We start from the raw sequence: 15,030 nt of genomic DNA, 5'->3' as shown, positions 1-15,030 counted from the left end.
CGGCCGTGATGGCCAGGAGCGGCGGTACGACCCTTTGCGTTGCAACCATGTCCACTGACCATCAGGCCTGACCTGGGGGTCACTATGACGTGACAGACCCGTGACCTAGAGTATGGGTGTGTCCCCGTCTCCCGCACCTTTGCTGCAGAACCGGCTGGACGTCCACGACCGGAAACAGTTCGAGATCAAGCTCGAGTACCAGCCTTCCGGGGCGGACGACGAGACGCGTTATCTCGTGGAGACGTACGTCTTCCTTCCGTCGAGCCTGAACATCGACGCGGAGACGTATCCGCGGTCGGCTTTCTACGCGGACATCCACAACTACGTGCGCTTCAAGACGCCGGTGATGAGCCTGGCGGAGCTGCTGTCCTCGGACAGCGCGCCCCTGGCGCGGCTGGAGGCGGGGCTGCTCACGGGGCTCGTGAGCGAGGCGGATCTCGTCTACCAGTCGAAGCTGCTGTCCTGCATCTTCCGCGGGGTGCTGCGGCGCTTCGCCAACGGCGTGGACGAGCAGTGCGAGGGACTGGCGCGAGGCCCGGCGGAGTCCGTGTGCGCGCGGCTGGAGTCCGAGGCGCACACGGTGAGCGATGGCGCTCGGCGGGTGCTGGAGCGCTTCCGCGCGTGGGCGCGCTCGGCCAACCGCTACCGGCTGCAGGAGAAGACGCGCGCCTCCATCCGCCTGGTGGACGAGTACATGAGCCTCACGGTGGAGCAGTTCTTCCGCAAGGCCGTGGCGGACATGGACGCGCTGCCGCGCTCGGGCGTCTACTTCGAGCTGCGCAAGGAGCTGATGGACGAGGTGCTGCGCGAGGAGCAGTACCGCAAGGACCACCAGCTGCGCTCGGTCATCAGCCCCACCGGTGACAACGAGGAGTACATGCACCGGTTCGGCTTCTTGAAGAAGTTCTGCATGAACATCCTCTTCCTGTCGGCACGGAGGAACCAGAAGCGCCAGGGCTGGGAGGAGGTGCTGTTCGCGCTCGCGGCGGGCGTGGCCATGGCCTTCGCGACGTCGGTGGCCTTCTGGGCGCAGGTCCGTTACACCCAGGTCAGCCTCAACTTCTTCCTCATCATGGTGGTGGGCTACATGATGAAGGACCGCATCAAGGAGGGCATGCGCCGCATCTTCAGCCAGGTGGCGTCGCGGCACCTCTACGACAGGACGGCGGGCATCGTGGACCCGGTGACGGAGAAGTGCCTGGGCACGTGCGAGGAGAAGGTGGACTACGGGCGCGCGGTGCGGGTGCCCGCCGAGGTGGCCGCGCTGCGCTCCCGGGACGACTTCATCACCGTGTCCCAGGGCGAGCTGACGGAGACGGTCATCCGCTACCAGAAGCAGGTGGTGCTGGACGTGGAGCTGCTGCCGCGCACCGAGCGGGGGGTGAGCGGCATCACCGACATCATCCGGCTCAACGTGGAGCGTTTCCTGCGCGACATGGACGAGCCCGAGTACGCGCTGGAGTACGTGGACCTGGAGGACTTCTCCGTGGGGCGTGTGCGCGGGGCCAAGAGCTACCAGGTGGACCTGGCCTTCCGCTTCATCGTCCAGGAGGCGGGGCAGGAGCGGGTGTCGCTGCAGCTCGTCCGGCTGGTGATGGACCGCAACGGCATCAAGCGGATGCTTCGCCTGTACCCGGAGCAGCCCTTCCGGCCCGAGCCCCTGCGCTCGGCCGCCTGAACGTCCGAATTCCGCGCGCTCCGGGGGCCGGGTGGCCTATAGAGAGGTCCATGGCTTCGGACCTCAAGACCCGCGTCCGGGAGGGCTGGCAGAGCACGCTGCGCTCCATCCTGGACGAGGCTCGCTCGCTCGGCTCCCAGGCGGTGCTCGCCTTCGATCTGGACTCGACCCTCTTCGACAACCGTCCCCGCCAGGCGCGCATCCTCCGGGAGTTCGGACTGGCCCGGGCGGTGGAGAAGCTGGGCGCCTGTGAGCCGCACCACTGGGAGAGCGGCTTCGACATGCGAGGCGCCATGCGCAGGTGCGGCCTGACGGAGGAGGAGGTGGAGTCCCACTTCCCCTCGGTCCGGGCCTTCTGGCTGGAGCGCTTCTTCACCAACGAATACTGCGTGGACGACGTGGCCACCCAGGGCGCCGCGGCCTTCACCCACGCGGTGGTGGCCACGGGCGCGCACCTGGCCTACGTCACGGGTCGTCACGAGGGCATGAGGGCGGGCACCGTGGAGTGCATGCGCCGCAACGGCCTGGCCGTCCCCGGCGAGGGGCGGGTGCACCTGCTGATGAAGCCCTCCGAGCGCGACAACGACGACGCCTTCAAGCGCGAGGCCCATGCCCGGCTGGGAGAGCTGGGGCGGGTGATCGCCGCCTTCGACAACGAGCCCACTCACGCCAACGACTACCTGCGCCGCTTCCCTCAGGCCAAGGTGGTCCACCTGGCGACCGACCATTCCGGTAGGCCCGTGGTGCTGCTCGACGAAATCGTCTCGGTGCCGCACTTCTCTCACGAACCGTGACGCAACGCGCCTAAAGGGTGGACGGAGGACCCGCCCACCGGTTTGTTGCACGAAAGCGCTTGCAGTCCCCTTGCCGCGCGCTATGAGGCGCTCGGCGTGTCTGCCGCCCTTCTACGCTGGGGCGGCCTCATCGTACGGAGGCATTGGCGGTGGCCAGCAAGTACTCGAAAGACCTGCTGTTGACGATGTACCGGAAGATGTACCTCATGCGCCGCTTCGAGGAGCGTGCGGGCCAGCAGTACGGTCTGGGGAAGATCGCCGGTTTCTGCCACCTGTATATCGGCCAGGAGGCGGTGGCGGCCGGTGTCGAGGAGGCCATCCGCCCGGATGACTACATGCTGTCGGGCTACCGCGATCACGCGCAGCCGCTGGCGCGTGGCTCGGACCCGGGCATGGTGATGGCGGAGCTCTTCGGCCGCACCGGCGGCTACAGCAAGGGCAAGGGCGGCTCGATGCACATCTTCGACATCGAGAACCACTTCTACGGCGGCTACGGCATCGTCGGCGCGCAGATCGGCCTGGCCGCGGGCATGGCCTTCGCCAGCCGCTACCGCAACGAGGACCGCATCACCGTGTGCTACTTCGGTGACGCCGCGGCCAACCAGGGCATCTTCCACGAGACGCTCAACATGGCGGTGAAGTGGAAGCTGCCGGTGCTCTACATCTGCGAGAACAACCGCTACGGCATGGGTACGGCCATCGCGCGCGTCGCGGCGGTGCCGGAGATCCACAAGCGTGGCCAGGCTTTCAACATGCGCCACGAGGCCGTGGACGGCATGGACGTGTTGAAGATGTACGAGGCGGTGAAGGACGCGGCCGCGTACATCCGCGCGGGCAACGGCCCGGTGCTCATGGAGGCCAACACCTACCGCTTCCGCGGCCACTCCATGGCCGACCCCGCCACCTACCGCACCAAGCAGGAGGTGGAGGACGAGCGCAAGAACGACCCCATCCCGCGCCTCAAGGACTACGCCATCGCCCAGAAGCTGGCGAAGGAAGAGGAGTTCGACGCCATCGAGGCGCAGGTGAAGGAGCAGGTGGACGCCGCGGTGAAGTTCGCCGACGAGTCTCCCGAGCCCAGCCTGGACGAGCTGTGGAAGGACACGATCGTCGAGGAGGGCGAGGAGGACGTGCGCCCCCGCGAGCGCGTGCTAGGGGCGAAGGTGACGAACTGGCCGAAGTACCCGTCGGGCCAGGAGCTGAAGGTGACGTGGGACCTCGAGCCGCGCGAGCAGGCCGAGAAGGCGGACAAGGCTGCGGGCCTCAAGCGCTAGTTCTTCCCCACACTGACTTCTCAACCTACGGATTTCGCATTCGGAGCCAAAGATGGCCGAGTTGATGTATCGCGAGGCGCTCAACCAGGCGCTCGCCGAGGAGATGGAGCGCGACGCCAACGTGTTCCTCATTGGTGAGGAAGTGGGTCGCTACCAGGGCGCCTTCAAGGTGTCGCAGGGACTGCTGGACCGGTTCGGGAGCGCGCGCATCATCGACGCGCCCATCTCCGAGCTGGGCTTCACGGGCCTGGGTGTCGGCGCGGCGATGGTGGGCCTGCGTCCGGTGGTGGAGATGATGACCTGGAACTTCGCCATCCTGGCGATGGACCAGATCGTCAACAACGCGGCGAAGCTGCGGCACATGTCCGGCGGCCAGCTGCGCTGCCCCATCGTGTTCCGCGGCCCCGGTGGCGCGGGCGGCCGGCTCTCCAGCCAGCACAGCCAGGCGCTGGAGTCCACCTACGCCCACTTCCCGGGCCTGAAGGTCGTTGCCCCGGCCACCCCGGCGGACGCCAAGGGTCTGCTCAAGTCCGCCATCCGTGATGAGAACCCCGTCATCATGATCGAGGGCGAGCGCCTCTACGCCCTCAAGGGCGAGGTGCCCGAGGGCGAGCACATCGTCCCCATCGGCAAGGCGGACGTGAAGCGCGAGGGCAAGGACGTCAGCATCATCACCTGGTCGCGCATGTACTACTTCTGCGAGGAGGCCGCGAAGCAGCTGGAGGCCGAGGGCATCTCCGTGGAGATCCTCGACTTGCGCACGCTGCGGCCGCTGGACGAGGAGGCCATCCTCGCCACGGTGCGCAAGACGAACCGCGCGGTCGTCGTGGAAGAGGGCTGGCCCCTGGCCGGCGTGGGCGCGCAGGTGGTGGACATCATCCAGTCCAAGGGTTTCGATGACCTGGATGCTCCCGTCGTGCGCGTGACCGGCCTCGACGTGAACATGTCCTACGCGGCGAACCTGGAGAACGCGATCCAGCCGGACGCGCCCAAGATCGTCGCCGCCGTGAAGAAGGTCCTCTACCGCGAGGGAGCCTGAGAACCGTATGGCCACGCCCATCCAGATGCCTGCCCTCTCTCCGACGATGACGGAGGGCAAGATCGTCAAGTGGCTCAAGAAGGAGGGCGACAAGGTCTCCTCCGGCGAGGCGATCGCCGAGTGCGAGACCGACAAGTCGAACCTCGAGATCGAGGCCTATGACGACGGCTACCTCCTGAAGATCGTCGTGCCCGAGGGCGAGATGGCCAAGGTGGGTTCGCCCATCGCCATCCTCGGGGCCAAGGGAGAGAAGGTCGACGCGGGCGGTGCCAAGGCCGCCGCGCCCGCCGCCGCTCCGAAGGCCGAGGCCCCCAAGGCCGCCGCGCCCGCTCCGGCTCCCGCCCCCGCGGCGCAGCCCGCCGCTCCCGCCGGCGGGGGAGACGGCATCCCCGTGGTGATGCCCGCGCTCTCCCCGACGATGACGGAGGGCAAGCTCGTCAAGTGGCTGAAGAAGGAGGGGGACAAGGTCTCCTCCGGTCAGGCCATCGCCGAGGTGGAGACGGACAAGTCGAACCTCGAGGTCGAGGCCTACGACGACGGCGTGCTGGCTCGCATCGTCGTGCAGGAAGGCCAGATGGCCAAGGTGGGCGCGCCCATCGCGTTCCTGGCCGGCAAGGGTGGCGCCAAGGCCGCCGCTCCGGCTCCGGCGCCCTCCGCGGCGCCCCAGGCCGCCGCGCCCGCTCCGGCGCCCTCCGCTGCGCCCGCGCCCAAGGCCGCCGCTCCGGCTCCCACGCCGGGGGGACGCCTGCGCGCCAGTCCGCTCGCCAAGCGCATGGCTCGGGAGCGCGGTCTGGACCTGAGCCAGGTGCGTGGCTCCGGTCCGCACGGCCGCATCGTGAAGAGCGACATCGAGAAGGCGCTCACCCAGGCGCCGGCTCCGGCCGCCGCTCGCAAGGCCCCCGCCGCGGCTCCGGGCGTGCGTCCCGAGCCGAAGTCGGTGCCCGTCTCCTCCATGCGCAAGGTCATCAGCCAGCGCATGGCCGAGGTGAAGCCCGGCGTGCCCCACTTCTACCTGTCGGTGGACGTGGAGATGGACGCCGCGCTGAAGATCCGCGAGGAGGCCAAGGCGCTCGAATCGAAGGTGTCGGTCAACGACATCATCGTGAAGGCGTCGGCCATGGCGCTGCGCCGCTACCCGAAGATCAACGTCTCGTTGCACGGTGACACCATCCTGCACTTCGAGACGGTGGATGTCGGCATCGCCGTGGCGATCGAGGACGGCCTCATCACCCCCATCATCCGCGACGCGGACAAGAAGGGGCTGTCGGCCATCTCCGCCGAGGCGCGCGACCTGGCCGAGCGGGCCCGCAAGCGCGCCCTCAAGCCGGACGAGTACACCGGCGGCTCGTTGACCGTGTCCAACCTGGGCATGTACGGCATCGACTCGTTCATCGCCGTCATCAACCCGCCCCAGGCGGCCATCCTCGCGGTGGGCTCCGTCTCGGACAAGGTGGTGGTGCGCGACGGGCAGATGGTGGTGCGCAAGCTGATGACGGTGACGCTCTCGGGCGACCACCGCGTCATCGACGGCGCCATCGGCGCCGAGTACCTGCGGGAGCTCAAGAACCTGCTCGAGCACCCGATGCGGTTGCTGTTCTAGCCCCCGCTGTCCCGGCGGGTCGCCCTGGTGGGCGGCCCGCCCGGGAGCTCCGGCCCGTCACTCGCGGGTCGGCTCCTTCTGGTCCTCGTGCATCTCGTGCTCCAGCCGGCGTTGGGCATCGGTGACGCTGGCCTGCTCCTCGCGCTTCGTGCCGGTGGGCAGGTCCGTCTCACTCTCCTCGGAGCGTCCCTTGATGCCGGGCCACGGGTCCGGGTGCGTGGCCTGCACGTGCTCGATGTGCTCCGCGTAGCTTGGGTCCTTGTTGTCCGCCATCTCGTTCCTCCTCGGGTCGTGTGTAGGGTCTCGGGATAGGGTGGGGGTCGAGGTGGGAGACGGCCATGGGGGTCGCCTCCAGGTGGGTCGTACACCTGCTTGCTGGGGAAGCACTGAAAAGGACACGCAAGTCCTTCGTGAGCTGCTTAACTTTGTCCCTGATGAACGACGACGACACGAGACGCACCCGGCTCGAAGAGGGCATGAAGGAACTGGAGACGCGCATGGGAGGTCCCTCGCCCCTGGCTCAGCCACTCCAGGACGCCCTGCTCGGCGCCGTGTTCCCGCTCTCCACGGAGCAGCTCGTCTGGTTGGCCCGGGAGAACGACACCCCTCCCGTCGTCCTGTCGCTGCTGGGCAACCTGCCACCGCGGCGGTTCGAGTCCCTGGATGCGGTTCAGCAGGAGCTGGAGTCGCGGGACGAGGTAGGCGAGCAGGCGACAGAGCTGTCGCTGGCTCCCATGCCCCCTCGCTGAGCACTCCGGCGCGGCTGTCGGGGTGGTGGCCTGGACGCCGAGCATGCTGGGGTTCCCGGTGTGTACGGGTCCTCTTACATCCTGAAACACGGCCCATCGGGTTTTGCTCGCGACGTGGTATCTCTTGGGGCGTGGGCGCAGTGGGTTGGCAGGATGGTGAGGGTGTCGGTCGGCCTGGCCCGGAGAGGAATTACATGAATCCGTCTGACCTCCCCGCCGTCCTCTATGTCGACGACGACGCGCTCAATCTGAGGGTGTTCGAGGCGAACTTCGGCTCGAAGTTCCGCATCTTCCGCTGCTCGACACCGGCCGAGGCGCTGACGCTTCTGGAGCAGAAGCGCAACGAGATTGGCGTCATCCTGTCGGACCAGCGCATGCCGGGAATGACGGGCGTGGAGCTGCTGGAGCGCGCGCGCACGCTGGCGCCGGACGCCAAGCGCATGCTCGTCACGGCCTACTCGGACATGCAGGCCGTCATCGACGCGGTGAACCGCGGTCAGGTGAGCCGCTACTTCGTCAAGCCGTGGGACAGGGCCGAGGTGCTGGCCGCGCTCGAGGACGGCTTGAAGATCGCCCGCCTGGAGCTGCGCATCCGCGAGGTGGAAGGGCGGATGATGAAGGCCGAGCGTCTGGCCACGCTGGGCCAGGTGACGGCCGGCATCGCGCACGAGCTGATGGGCCCGGTGGGCTACCTGTCGCAGAACGTGTCCTCGCTGCGCAGGGATCTGGAGTGCGTGGTGCAGTACGCCTCCAAGCACCTGGCGAATGATTCGTCGCAGGAAGTGGCGAGCGTGCTGGAGGATCTGCCGTCGCTGCTGCAGGACCTGGCCTCGGGCGCGGACCATCTGCGCGGAGTGGCGCTGGGCCTGAGGGCGCAGGCGCGGGGCGAGGACATGGAGGTCTCGGCGGACGTGGCCGAGGTGGTGTCCTTCGCGGTGAAGCTGGCGCGCGCCGAGGTGCGTGATCGCGCCCGCATCACCACCATGGGCGAGCCGGTGAAGGTGGCGTTCGGCCCGGTGAAGCTGACCCAGGTGCTGCTCAACCTCATCGTCAACGCCGCGCAGGCCATGGAGGGCACGGGCCGCTCGGGACGCATCGAGGTGCGGTGGACGTCACGCGAGCAGGAGGTGGTGCTCACCGTGGCGGACAACGGCTGCGGCATCCCCCAGGAGCTTCAGGAGAAGGTGTTCCAGCCGCTCTTCACCACCAAGCCGGTGGGTATCGGCACCGGCCTGGGTCTGTCCATCTGCAAGGAGCTGGTGGTGCAGTCCGGTGGCGCGGTGCGGCTGTCGTCGAAGCAGGGCGAGGGCACCGAGGTGGAGCTCACCCTCAAGCGAGTCCAGCTCCCCTGAGCCCGAAGGCGTTGTGCAGCAGGCGCCACACGCGGAAGAGGGCCTCTTCCTCGGTGGCGCCGATGTGCTCCACCAGCACCGCGCGCCGCGTCTCCTGCTCGCCTCCCGGGCGCCACGCCACCACCAGCGCGTAGCGCTTGGGCGCGCGCTCGACGATCTCCACCGCGGACACCTCGTCGAAGGGGACCCATTCGGTGCGCGTGGCTCCGGGTGCCCACCGCAGTTGCTCCACCCGCAGGCGCTCGGAGGGGAAGTGCAACACGAAGCGGCGCCGGCCCAGCTGGCCCTCCAGCCGCAGCGCATAGCCCACCAGTGCCAGGGCCGCCGTGCCCAATGCCAGGGCCGTGGGGGGCACTGCCTCGTGGGCGCTGCCCAGCAGCACTCCCACCACCGCGCCCGCCGTGCACAGGGCCGCCAGGACCAGACAGGTGCCCGGCAGCTGCCTCCTCAGGAAGGAGGGCGGCAGGGACTCTCCCAGCAGCCGACCGGGCTCGTAGCGCAGGCGCACGTCACCCAGCCGCTTCGGCGCGGGGTTCTCCTCGAGTGCTTTCTCGAAGCTCGCCACGTCTCACAGCATAGGGCCCGTTCCGCTTCGCTCGAAGTCCGGCGCGAGCTGTGCGATTCTCGAAGGCATGGATCTCCCCTTCGAAACGGATGAGGGTGGCGGGAGTGAGCAGGGTCGTGGGGGAACCCTCGCCTCGACCGTTCTGGTGGTGGATGACGAGGCCGTGGTGCGCGACGTGTGCGCCCGGCTGTTGGCGCGCGAGCCGGACCTGGTGGTGAGCCTGGCCCAGGATGCCGAGGAGGCCCTGGAGCTGCTCCGTGCCCAGCGCTTCGACGTGCTCATCACCGACAAGAACCTGCCGGGCCTGGGCGGCGTGGAGCTCATCGCCGAGGCCCGGGCGCTGCAGCCGGCGCTGGAGGCGGTGATGATCACCGGCTATTCCAGCTCGGAGTCGGTGATCGCCGCCTTCGCGGCGGGCGCGAGCGACTACATCCTCAAGCCCTTCGAGGACCTGCGGCTGGTGCGGGCCAAGGTGCGCGCCGCGCTGGAGCGCCGGGCCGAGCGGGTGCGGGGCCGGGAGATGGCGCGGCGCATGGCGCGCGAGGCCGCCGCGCTGCTGGAGGCGGGCGGGCAGGCCTTGCCCGAGGCGCGCGAGCTGCTGGAGTCCCAGCTGTACACCTACGAGCAGGCCAGCCGGATGGCCGCGGGCGGGCAGGTGGCGGTGGTGGGCAGCCCCGACGCGCTGGAGGCCCTGTTGCGCGAGGGGCTCGAGGCCGTGGCGCTGCCCCCGGACTCGCCGGCGCTGCTGGGCGCGGCCGTGGTGGTGCTGGAGACGGGCGCGCCTCGCTGGTGGGAGCTCGCCGAGCGCCTCCAGTCCGCCGCGCCCGATCTGGTGCTGCTAGCCGGCCCGAACGCGGACCTGGCGGACCTGCTGGACGCCATCACCCTGCGGCTGGAACTGGTGGGCTTCGGCTCCTCATCGCCCCAGGTGTTGCCGGAGCGGGTGCGGATGCTGTTGATGCGCCGCAACCTCCAGCGCGCCCAGGCGGGGCTGGCCTCGGCACTGGCCGCCTTCCGCAAGAGCCTCCAGCAGGGCGGGTAGGGGAGGGCGGGCGCGATGCCCGCAAAAGCGAAGCGCCCGCTTCTCTTGCGAGAAGCGGGCGCCTCAGTGACCCTGCCGGGATTCGAACCCGAGTTTGTGCCGTGAGAGGGCACCGTCCTAACCGCTAGACGACAGGGCCGGAAAACGAAGCGCCCACCTTCCCAAGAAGGTGGGCGCCTTTGCTACGAGTGACCCTGCCGGGATTCGAACCCGAGTTTGTGCCGTGAGAGGGCACCGTCCTAACCGCTAGACGACAGGGCCGGTTTGCTACCGGGTACAACGAGCTGGGGAACTAGGATTCGAACCTAGATAAGCAGAGTCAGAGTCTGCTGTCCTGCCGTTAGACGATTCCCCAAGAACTGCGCTTCTGACTACCGCAACTACCTCACCACTTCAACTGCCTTTTTTCCGAACCACCGGGCTACCGCGACTTCTTCCCACCCTTCGGTTCAGCCTTCTTCGCGGGCTTGGCCGGTGTCGACTTCGCCGGCGCGGCCTGCAGCGGAACGACGTAGATACGGACCTCGTCGTTCGCTTCGTAAATGTTCAGACCCTCGAAATTCTTCCCCGAGGGGTTGGTGATGTGGACCGCCTTCACGCCCGGCTGGTTGACGACTGCCCTCCGAGGATAGGCGCCCGCCGGGTAGACGATCTTGTAGTACTCCATCGTCTTCTCGAGGTCCCCCGGCGCCCGATACCTGTTCTCGCCCACCTTCTGCGCGCCATCGGGGAGCTGAGCCCCGCTCACCACCTCCGCCACCGCCACCGACGCCCAGAGCGCCGCGACCACCGCCGTCCCGAGCGGGCGCGGCTTATAGAAAAGGCCCTTCAGGCTGTCAAGCGCTCGTGTCATCGCGGGGGAGAATAGGGCCCGCCGCCGGAGGTGTCCACCCCCGCGTGCGGGCCCCTGTCGAGGGGCTACGGCCGGGCGAGCGCCGCGTCCAGCCGGTGGAGGGTCTCCTCGCGGCCCAGCAGCTCGAGCGTCTCGCCGATGCCCGGGCTGACCGTGCCGCCCGTGGCCGCCACGCGCACCGGCTGGGCCACCTTGCCCATGCCCACCCCGGCCTGCTCGCTCACCTTCTTCACCACTTCATCCAGCGCGGCGGCGCTCCACTGCGGCAGCGCGGCCACCTGCTCGCGCACCTGGGTGAGCAGCGGCTTGGACTCGGCGGTGAGGTGCTTGGCCGCGGCCTTCTCGTCCAGCGTCACGCCATGCTGGAAGTACTTGAGGGCCATGTCGGCCATCTCCTGGATCGTCTTGGCGCGCTCGCGGAAGGCCAGCACCACGCGCTCCAGCCGCGGGTCGCCCTTCTTCACCTGCACGCCCCTGGCCACCAGGAAGTCCACCAGCGTCTCGGCCACCACCGCCGGGGGCAGCATCTTGAGCCACTGCTGGTTGAGCCACATCAGCTTGTCCGGGCTCCACACGCCGGACGTGGTGCCCACGTGGTCGAAGTCGAACCACTCCACCATCTGCTCGCGGCTGATGACCTCGTCGTTGCCGTGGCTCCAGCCCAGGCGGATGACGTAGTTGAGCAGCGCCTCCGGCAGCACGCCGTTGCGCTTGTGCAGCATCACGTCCGCCTCGGGGTGCTTGCGCTTGGAGAGCTTCTCGCGGTCCGGCCCGAGGATGAGCGGGAAGTGGGCGAACTCGGGCGGCTTCCACCCGAAGGCCTGGTAGAGCATCAGCTGCGGGAAGGTGGAGTTGACGTGCTCCTGCCCGCGCCCCACCAGGGTGATGTCCATGGTGTGGTCGTCGATGACGCAGCCGTAGTTGTAGAGGGGGATGCCGTCGGCGCGCAGCATGACCCAGTCATCCAGGTCCGAGTACGCCTTGGTGATGGGCCCGAGCACCTTGTCGTCGAACGTCACCTGGCCCTCGCCGTCCGGCATCCGGAAGCGGATGACCGAGGTGCGGCCCTCGGGGATGTCCTTGCGGTCGCGGCAGGTGCCCTCGTACTTGTAGGTGCCCGGCTTGCCCGTGGCCTTCTCCACGGCGGCGCGGCGCGCGTCGATCTCCTCGCGCGTGCAGTAGCAGCGGTACGCCTTGCCCTCGGCGATGAGCTGCTCCGCGTACTTCGTGTACAGCTCCAACCGCTGCGTCTGGAAGTAGGGCGCCGAGGGGCCCTCCTTGCCCGGGCCCTCGTCCCAGTCGATGCCCAGCCAGGTGAGGCCGTCGAGGATGGCCTTCACGGACTCGGGGGTGGAGCGCTCCTGGTCCGTGTCCTCGATGCGCAGGATGAAGACGCCGCCGTGGCGCCGCGCGTAGAGGTAGTTGAAGAGGGCCGTACGGGCTCCGCCGATGTGGAGGTAGCCAGTGGGGGACGGCGCGAAACGGACGCGGGGTACGGATGCCATAGAAGGGGCGCGGATAGCAGGAGCGGGCTTGGGTGGTCAACGAGGGGCCGAGTTCGCTGCCCGTGGCGTGGCCAATGCATTAAACTGCCGCGCACCGAGGGTCCTTGCATGAAATTTCCCATCGCGCTCCGCGCGCTCCTCCCCGTCGTTCTCCTGCTCTCCCTGTCGGCGGACGCCACCACGATGCTGCGGGCGGACCTGCCGGAGCTCGCCCGCTCGGCCGATACCATCGTCCACGGGACGGTGCGCCGGGTGGAAAGCCGGTGGAGCGGGGATGGCCGCCGAATCGTCACCGATGTGGAAATCCAGGTGACCGAGGCCCTCAAGGGGCAGGCGGGCGGCACGGTGCTCGTCACCCAGCCTGGTGGGCGTGTAGGCGACATCGGCCAGAGGGTGAGCGGCCTGGCCTCGTTCACCCCGGGGGAGGAGGTGGTGCTCTTCCTCGAGCGCCGGGGCACCCAGTCCTTCCGCGTGGCCGGCATGGCCCAGGGCAAGTACAAGGTGCAGCGCTCGGCGGATGGCTCCCGGGTCATGGCCGTGCCCGAGCCCACCGGTGACACCCTCCTGGTGGATCCAAACACCCGGCAGGCCACCACCTCCTCGCTCCAGTCCCTGTCGCTCTCGGAGCTCAAGGCCTCCATCCGCACGGCGCTGCAACAGCCTCCCGTGCGCGCCCAGGAGAAACGGCCGTGATGCTCGCCTCGCTCCTGGTCTCGCTCGCCCTCGGACAGAGCTCGGACCCCTTCGTTCGCAGCCGGGTGCAGCAGGGCAACGCGAGCTCCCAGTGCCTCTTCTGGACGGTGCCCACCATCCAGTGGCAGTTCAGCAGCGTGGGCAACCCCAAGAGCTCGGAGGCCCAGAAGCAGAACGAGTTCGCCGCCATCCGCCGCTCCTTCCAGAGCTGGCAGGACATCTTCGAGGACTGCGGCAACCTCCGCTTCCAGGAGGGTCCCCTGGTGGACGGCGAGCGCAACAAGGTCGGCTACGACCCCAAGGGTCCCAACCGCAACCTCGTCCTCTTCCGCTCCAACAAATGCGTGGACGTCGTGCCCTCCGGTGTCCGGTGCGACGAGGACACGGACTGCGGCAACACCTACGACTGCTGGGACGGCGATGAGCGCACCATCGCCCTCACGCTCACCACCTACGACGAGAAGTCCGGCATCATCTACGACTCGGACATCCAGCTGAACGCGGCGAACTTCGTCTTCACGACGGTGGACAGTCCGCCCTATCCGATCTGCGCCCAGCCCATCTCCAGCAACCCCGGCAACTGCGTGGCCACGGACGTGCAGAACACCATGACGCACGAGATCGGCCACCTGATCGGCCTGGACCACACCCAGGCTCCCAACTCCGTCATGTTCCCGAGGGCCCCGGTGGGCGAGACGTCCAAGCGCATCATCGACGAGGGCTCGCGTGACTTCGTGTGCACGACGTACCCGAAGGGCCTCGCCAGTCAGAGCTGCTTCACGCCCACGCCGGACTCGGGCGCCAGGTCGGCGAAGCTTGGGGACTCGGCCTCGGGTTGTTCCAGCACCGGCGCCGGGACATGGCTGCCCGCGGTGGCCGGCTTCGCCCTGCTCGCGTGGCGCCGCCGCGGAGGCGCTCGCTCGTGATGCGCTCCCTTCCGTGGTTCGCCCTCGCCGCGCTCGCGCTATCCGCTCCCGAGTCCGAGGCGCAGACGTACCAGCGCACCCTGGTGCCCGGCCGGCCCTTCTGCGTCGTCTGGCCCGGCCGTGACTACCAGTACCACCTGGACCCCACCGGCAGCAGCCGCACTCCAGGAGACTCCGAGCTCGTGGCCGTCGAGGCCGCTATCGCTTCCTGGCGGGCCGTCTCCAACACCTGCAGCGACTACACCTTCACCCGCGGCCCGGACATCCAGAATCCCAGGGTGGGGTACGACAAGGACAGCAAGGACAACCAGAACGTCATCACCTTCCGCGAGCGCGACTGCAACGACGTCGTCGAGCCGAATGATCCGTGCATCGAGGACGACACCTGCTCCAACGTCTATTCCTGCTGGGAGCACGGGAGCGCCGTCATCGGGCTGACCACCACCACGTTCAGCTTCCGCACCGGCTACATCCTCGACGCGGACATCGAGCTCAACGCGGGCGCCCCCGGGAGGGGCTTTCTCTTCACCACCGTCGACTCGCCGCCGTGCGAGGGGGGCGTGCAGACCACCAGTTGCGTCGCCACGGACGTGCAGAACACGGTCACCCATGAGATGGGGCACGTGGTGGGGCTGGACCACGTGTCCGTGTCCGGCTCCACCATGGAGCCCACCGCGCCTCCGGGAGAGACGCACAAGCGCATCATCGACGTGGGGAGCGCCGCGGGCTTCTGCGACGCCTACCCCCGGGGCCTGCCGCCCACCCAGTGCGGTGAGATCCCCGACCTGGGCCGCCACGTCCAGGCGGTGTCGAATGGCCCGGGCATGGGCTGTGGTGCGGCGCCCGGAGCGCTCCTCGCTCCGGCGGCGCTGCTCGGACTGCTGGTGCTCGGCCGGCGTCGCGAGCGTCCGGGTGGGCGCGGCCGTGTCCCGCGCCTGACGCGTGATTAGGAAGAAGAGG

At 68.7% G+C, this 15,030-nt stretch carries 15 protein-coding genes and 3 tRNA genes; 11 read left to right on the top strand and 7 right to left on the bottom strand.

Going from position 1 to position 15,030, the window contains the following annotated elements; genetic code table 11:
- Positions 1-118: 118 nt before the first annotated feature.
- The 5 genes from JRI60_RS34765 to JRI60_RS34745 all read left to right on the top strand — a co-directional run bounded on the left by JRI60_RS34765 (position 119) and on the right by JRI60_RS34745 (position 6,385).
- Positions 119-1,678, top strand: coding sequence for a hypothetical protein (locus tag JRI60_RS34765; protein ID WP_204220219.1), 1,560 nt, complete (start codon positions 119-121; stop codon positions 1,676-1,678).
- A gap of 50 nt (positions 1,679-1,728) precedes the next feature.
- A complete protein-coding gene (locus JRI60_RS34760) occupies positions 1,729-2,472 on the top strand; it encodes a hypothetical protein (protein WP_204220218.1) in 744 nt (247 codons plus the stop codon).
- 149 nt (positions 2,473-2,621) lie between these two features.
- A complete protein-coding gene (gene pdhA / locus JRI60_RS34755; protein ID WP_204220217.1) occupies positions 2,622-3,746 on the top strand; it encodes a pyruvate dehydrogenase (acetyl-transferring) E1 component subunit alpha in 1,125 nt (374 codons plus the stop codon).
- 52 nt (positions 3,747-3,798) lie between these two features.
- A complete protein-coding gene (locus tag JRI60_RS34750) occupies positions 3,799-4,785 on the top strand; it encodes a pyruvate dehydrogenase complex E1 component subunit beta (RefSeq protein WP_204220216.1) in 987 nt (328 codons plus the stop codon).
- Between the two features lie 7 nt (positions 4,786-4,792).
- Complete coding sequence (locus tag JRI60_RS34745; RefSeq protein ID WP_204220215.1) at positions 4,793-6,385, top strand: pyruvate dehydrogenase complex dihydrolipoamide acetyltransferase; 1,593 nt, start codon at positions 4,793-4,795, stop codon at positions 6,383-6,385.
- 57 nt (positions 6,386-6,442) lie between these two features.
- Here the strand turns inward: JRI60_RS34745 and JRI60_RS34740 are convergent, their stop codons facing one another.
- Positions 6,443-6,658 (bottom strand): hypothetical protein, encoded by a 216-nt coding sequence (locus JRI60_RS34740; protein ID WP_204220214.1) that lies wholly within the window; start codon positions 6,656-6,658, stop codon positions 6,443-6,445.
- A gap of 161 nt (positions 6,659-6,819) precedes the next feature.
- Between JRI60_RS34740 and JRI60_RS34735 the strand changes: the two genes are divergently transcribed.
- Both JRI60_RS34735 and JRI60_RS34730 read left to right on the top strand, forming a co-directional pair.
- The gene (locus tag JRI60_RS34735; RefSeq protein WP_204220213.1) at positions 6,820-7,134 is read left to right on the top strand and encodes a DUF2795 domain-containing protein; all 315 of its coding nucleotides are present in this window, start codon (positions 6,820-6,822) and stop codon (positions 7,132-7,134) included.
- A 194-nt stretch (positions 7,135-7,328) separates the two neighbouring features.
- Positions 7,329-8,486 carry a sensor histidine kinase gene (locus JRI60_RS34730; protein WP_204220212.1) on the top strand — a complete coding sequence of 386 codons (1,158 nt, stop codon included), beginning with the start codon at positions 7,329-7,331 and terminating at the stop codon, positions 8,484-8,486.
- On the opposite strand, the gene JRI60_RS34725 is transcribed toward JRI60_RS34730, so the two are convergent.
- The gene (locus JRI60_RS34725) at positions 8,464-9,051 is read right to left on the bottom strand and encodes a hypothetical protein (RefSeq protein WP_204220211.1); all 588 of its coding nucleotides are present in this window, start codon (positions 9,049-9,051) and stop codon (positions 8,464-8,466) included. The two genes, JRI60_RS34730 and JRI60_RS34725, sit on opposite strands and share 23 nt — an antisense overlap.
- Before the next feature lie 67 nt (positions 9,052-9,118).
- Between JRI60_RS34725 and JRI60_RS34720 the strand changes: the two genes are divergently transcribed.
- Complete coding sequence (locus JRI60_RS34720; protein ID WP_204220210.1) at positions 9,119-10,093, top strand: response regulator; 975 nt, start codon at positions 9,119-9,121, stop codon at positions 10,091-10,093.
- A gap of 67 nt (positions 10,094-10,160) precedes the next feature.
- Here JRI60_RS34720 and JRI60_RS34715 read toward each other — a convergent pair.
- The 5 genes from JRI60_RS34715 to gltX all read right to left on the bottom strand — a co-directional run bounded on the left by JRI60_RS34715 (position 10,161) and on the right by gltX (position 12,451).
- Positions 10,161-10,232 (bottom strand) — tRNA-Glu (locus tag JRI60_RS34715).
- Positions 10,233-10,282: 50 nt separating this feature from the next.
- Positions 10,283-10,354 (bottom strand) — tRNA-Glu (locus tag JRI60_RS34710).
- A gap of 23 nt (positions 10,355-10,377) precedes the next feature.
- A tRNA-Gln gene (locus tag JRI60_RS34705) sits at positions 10,378-10,448 on the bottom strand.
- A gap of 66 nt (positions 10,449-10,514) precedes the next feature.
- Positions 10,515-10,946: a hypothetical protein gene (locus tag JRI60_RS34700; RefSeq protein WP_204220209.1), complete on the bottom strand. Its 432-nt coding sequence runs from the start codon at positions 10,944-10,946 to the stop codon at positions 10,515-10,517.
- A 65-nt stretch (positions 10,947-11,011) separates the two neighbouring features.
- Positions 11,012-12,451: a glutamate--tRNA ligase gene (gene gltX, locus JRI60_RS34695; RefSeq protein ID WP_204220208.1), complete on the bottom strand. Its 1,440-nt coding sequence runs from the start codon at positions 12,449-12,451 to the stop codon at positions 11,012-11,014.
- 108 nt (positions 12,452-12,559) lie between these two features.
- Between gltX and JRI60_RS34690 the strand changes: the two genes are divergently transcribed.
- From JRI60_RS34690 to JRI60_RS34680, 3 genes are read left to right on the top strand one after another with little or no spacing between them, the layout of a single operon-like run.
- On the top strand, positions 12,560-13,144 hold the full coding sequence (locus tag JRI60_RS34690) for a hypothetical protein (protein WP_204220207.1): 585 nt from the start codon (positions 12,560-12,562) through the stop codon (positions 13,142-13,144).
- A complete protein-coding gene (locus tag JRI60_RS34685; protein WP_204220206.1) occupies positions 13,144-14,070 on the top strand; it encodes a myxosortase-dependent metalloprotease, MXAN_2677/MXAN_2678 family in 927 nt (308 codons plus the stop codon). The genes JRI60_RS34690 and JRI60_RS34685 overlap by 1 nt, the downstream gene beginning before the upstream one ends.
- Positions 14,070-15,020, top strand: a complete 951-nt coding sequence (locus JRI60_RS34680; protein WP_204229222.1) for a myxosortase-dependent metalloprotease, MXAN_2677/MXAN_2678 family — start codon at positions 14,070-14,072, stop codon at positions 15,018-15,020. The genes JRI60_RS34685 and JRI60_RS34680 overlap by 1 nt, the downstream gene beginning before the upstream one ends.
- Positions 15,021-15,030: the final 10 nt, after the last annotated feature.

Origin of the sequence: Archangium violaceum, from assembly GCF_016887565.1 — a bacterium.
GTDB lineage: Bacteria > Myxococcota > Myxococcia > Myxococcales > Myxococcaceae > Archangium > Archangium violaceum_B.
This window is presented reverse-complemented; position numbering and strand designations above follow the sequence as displayed.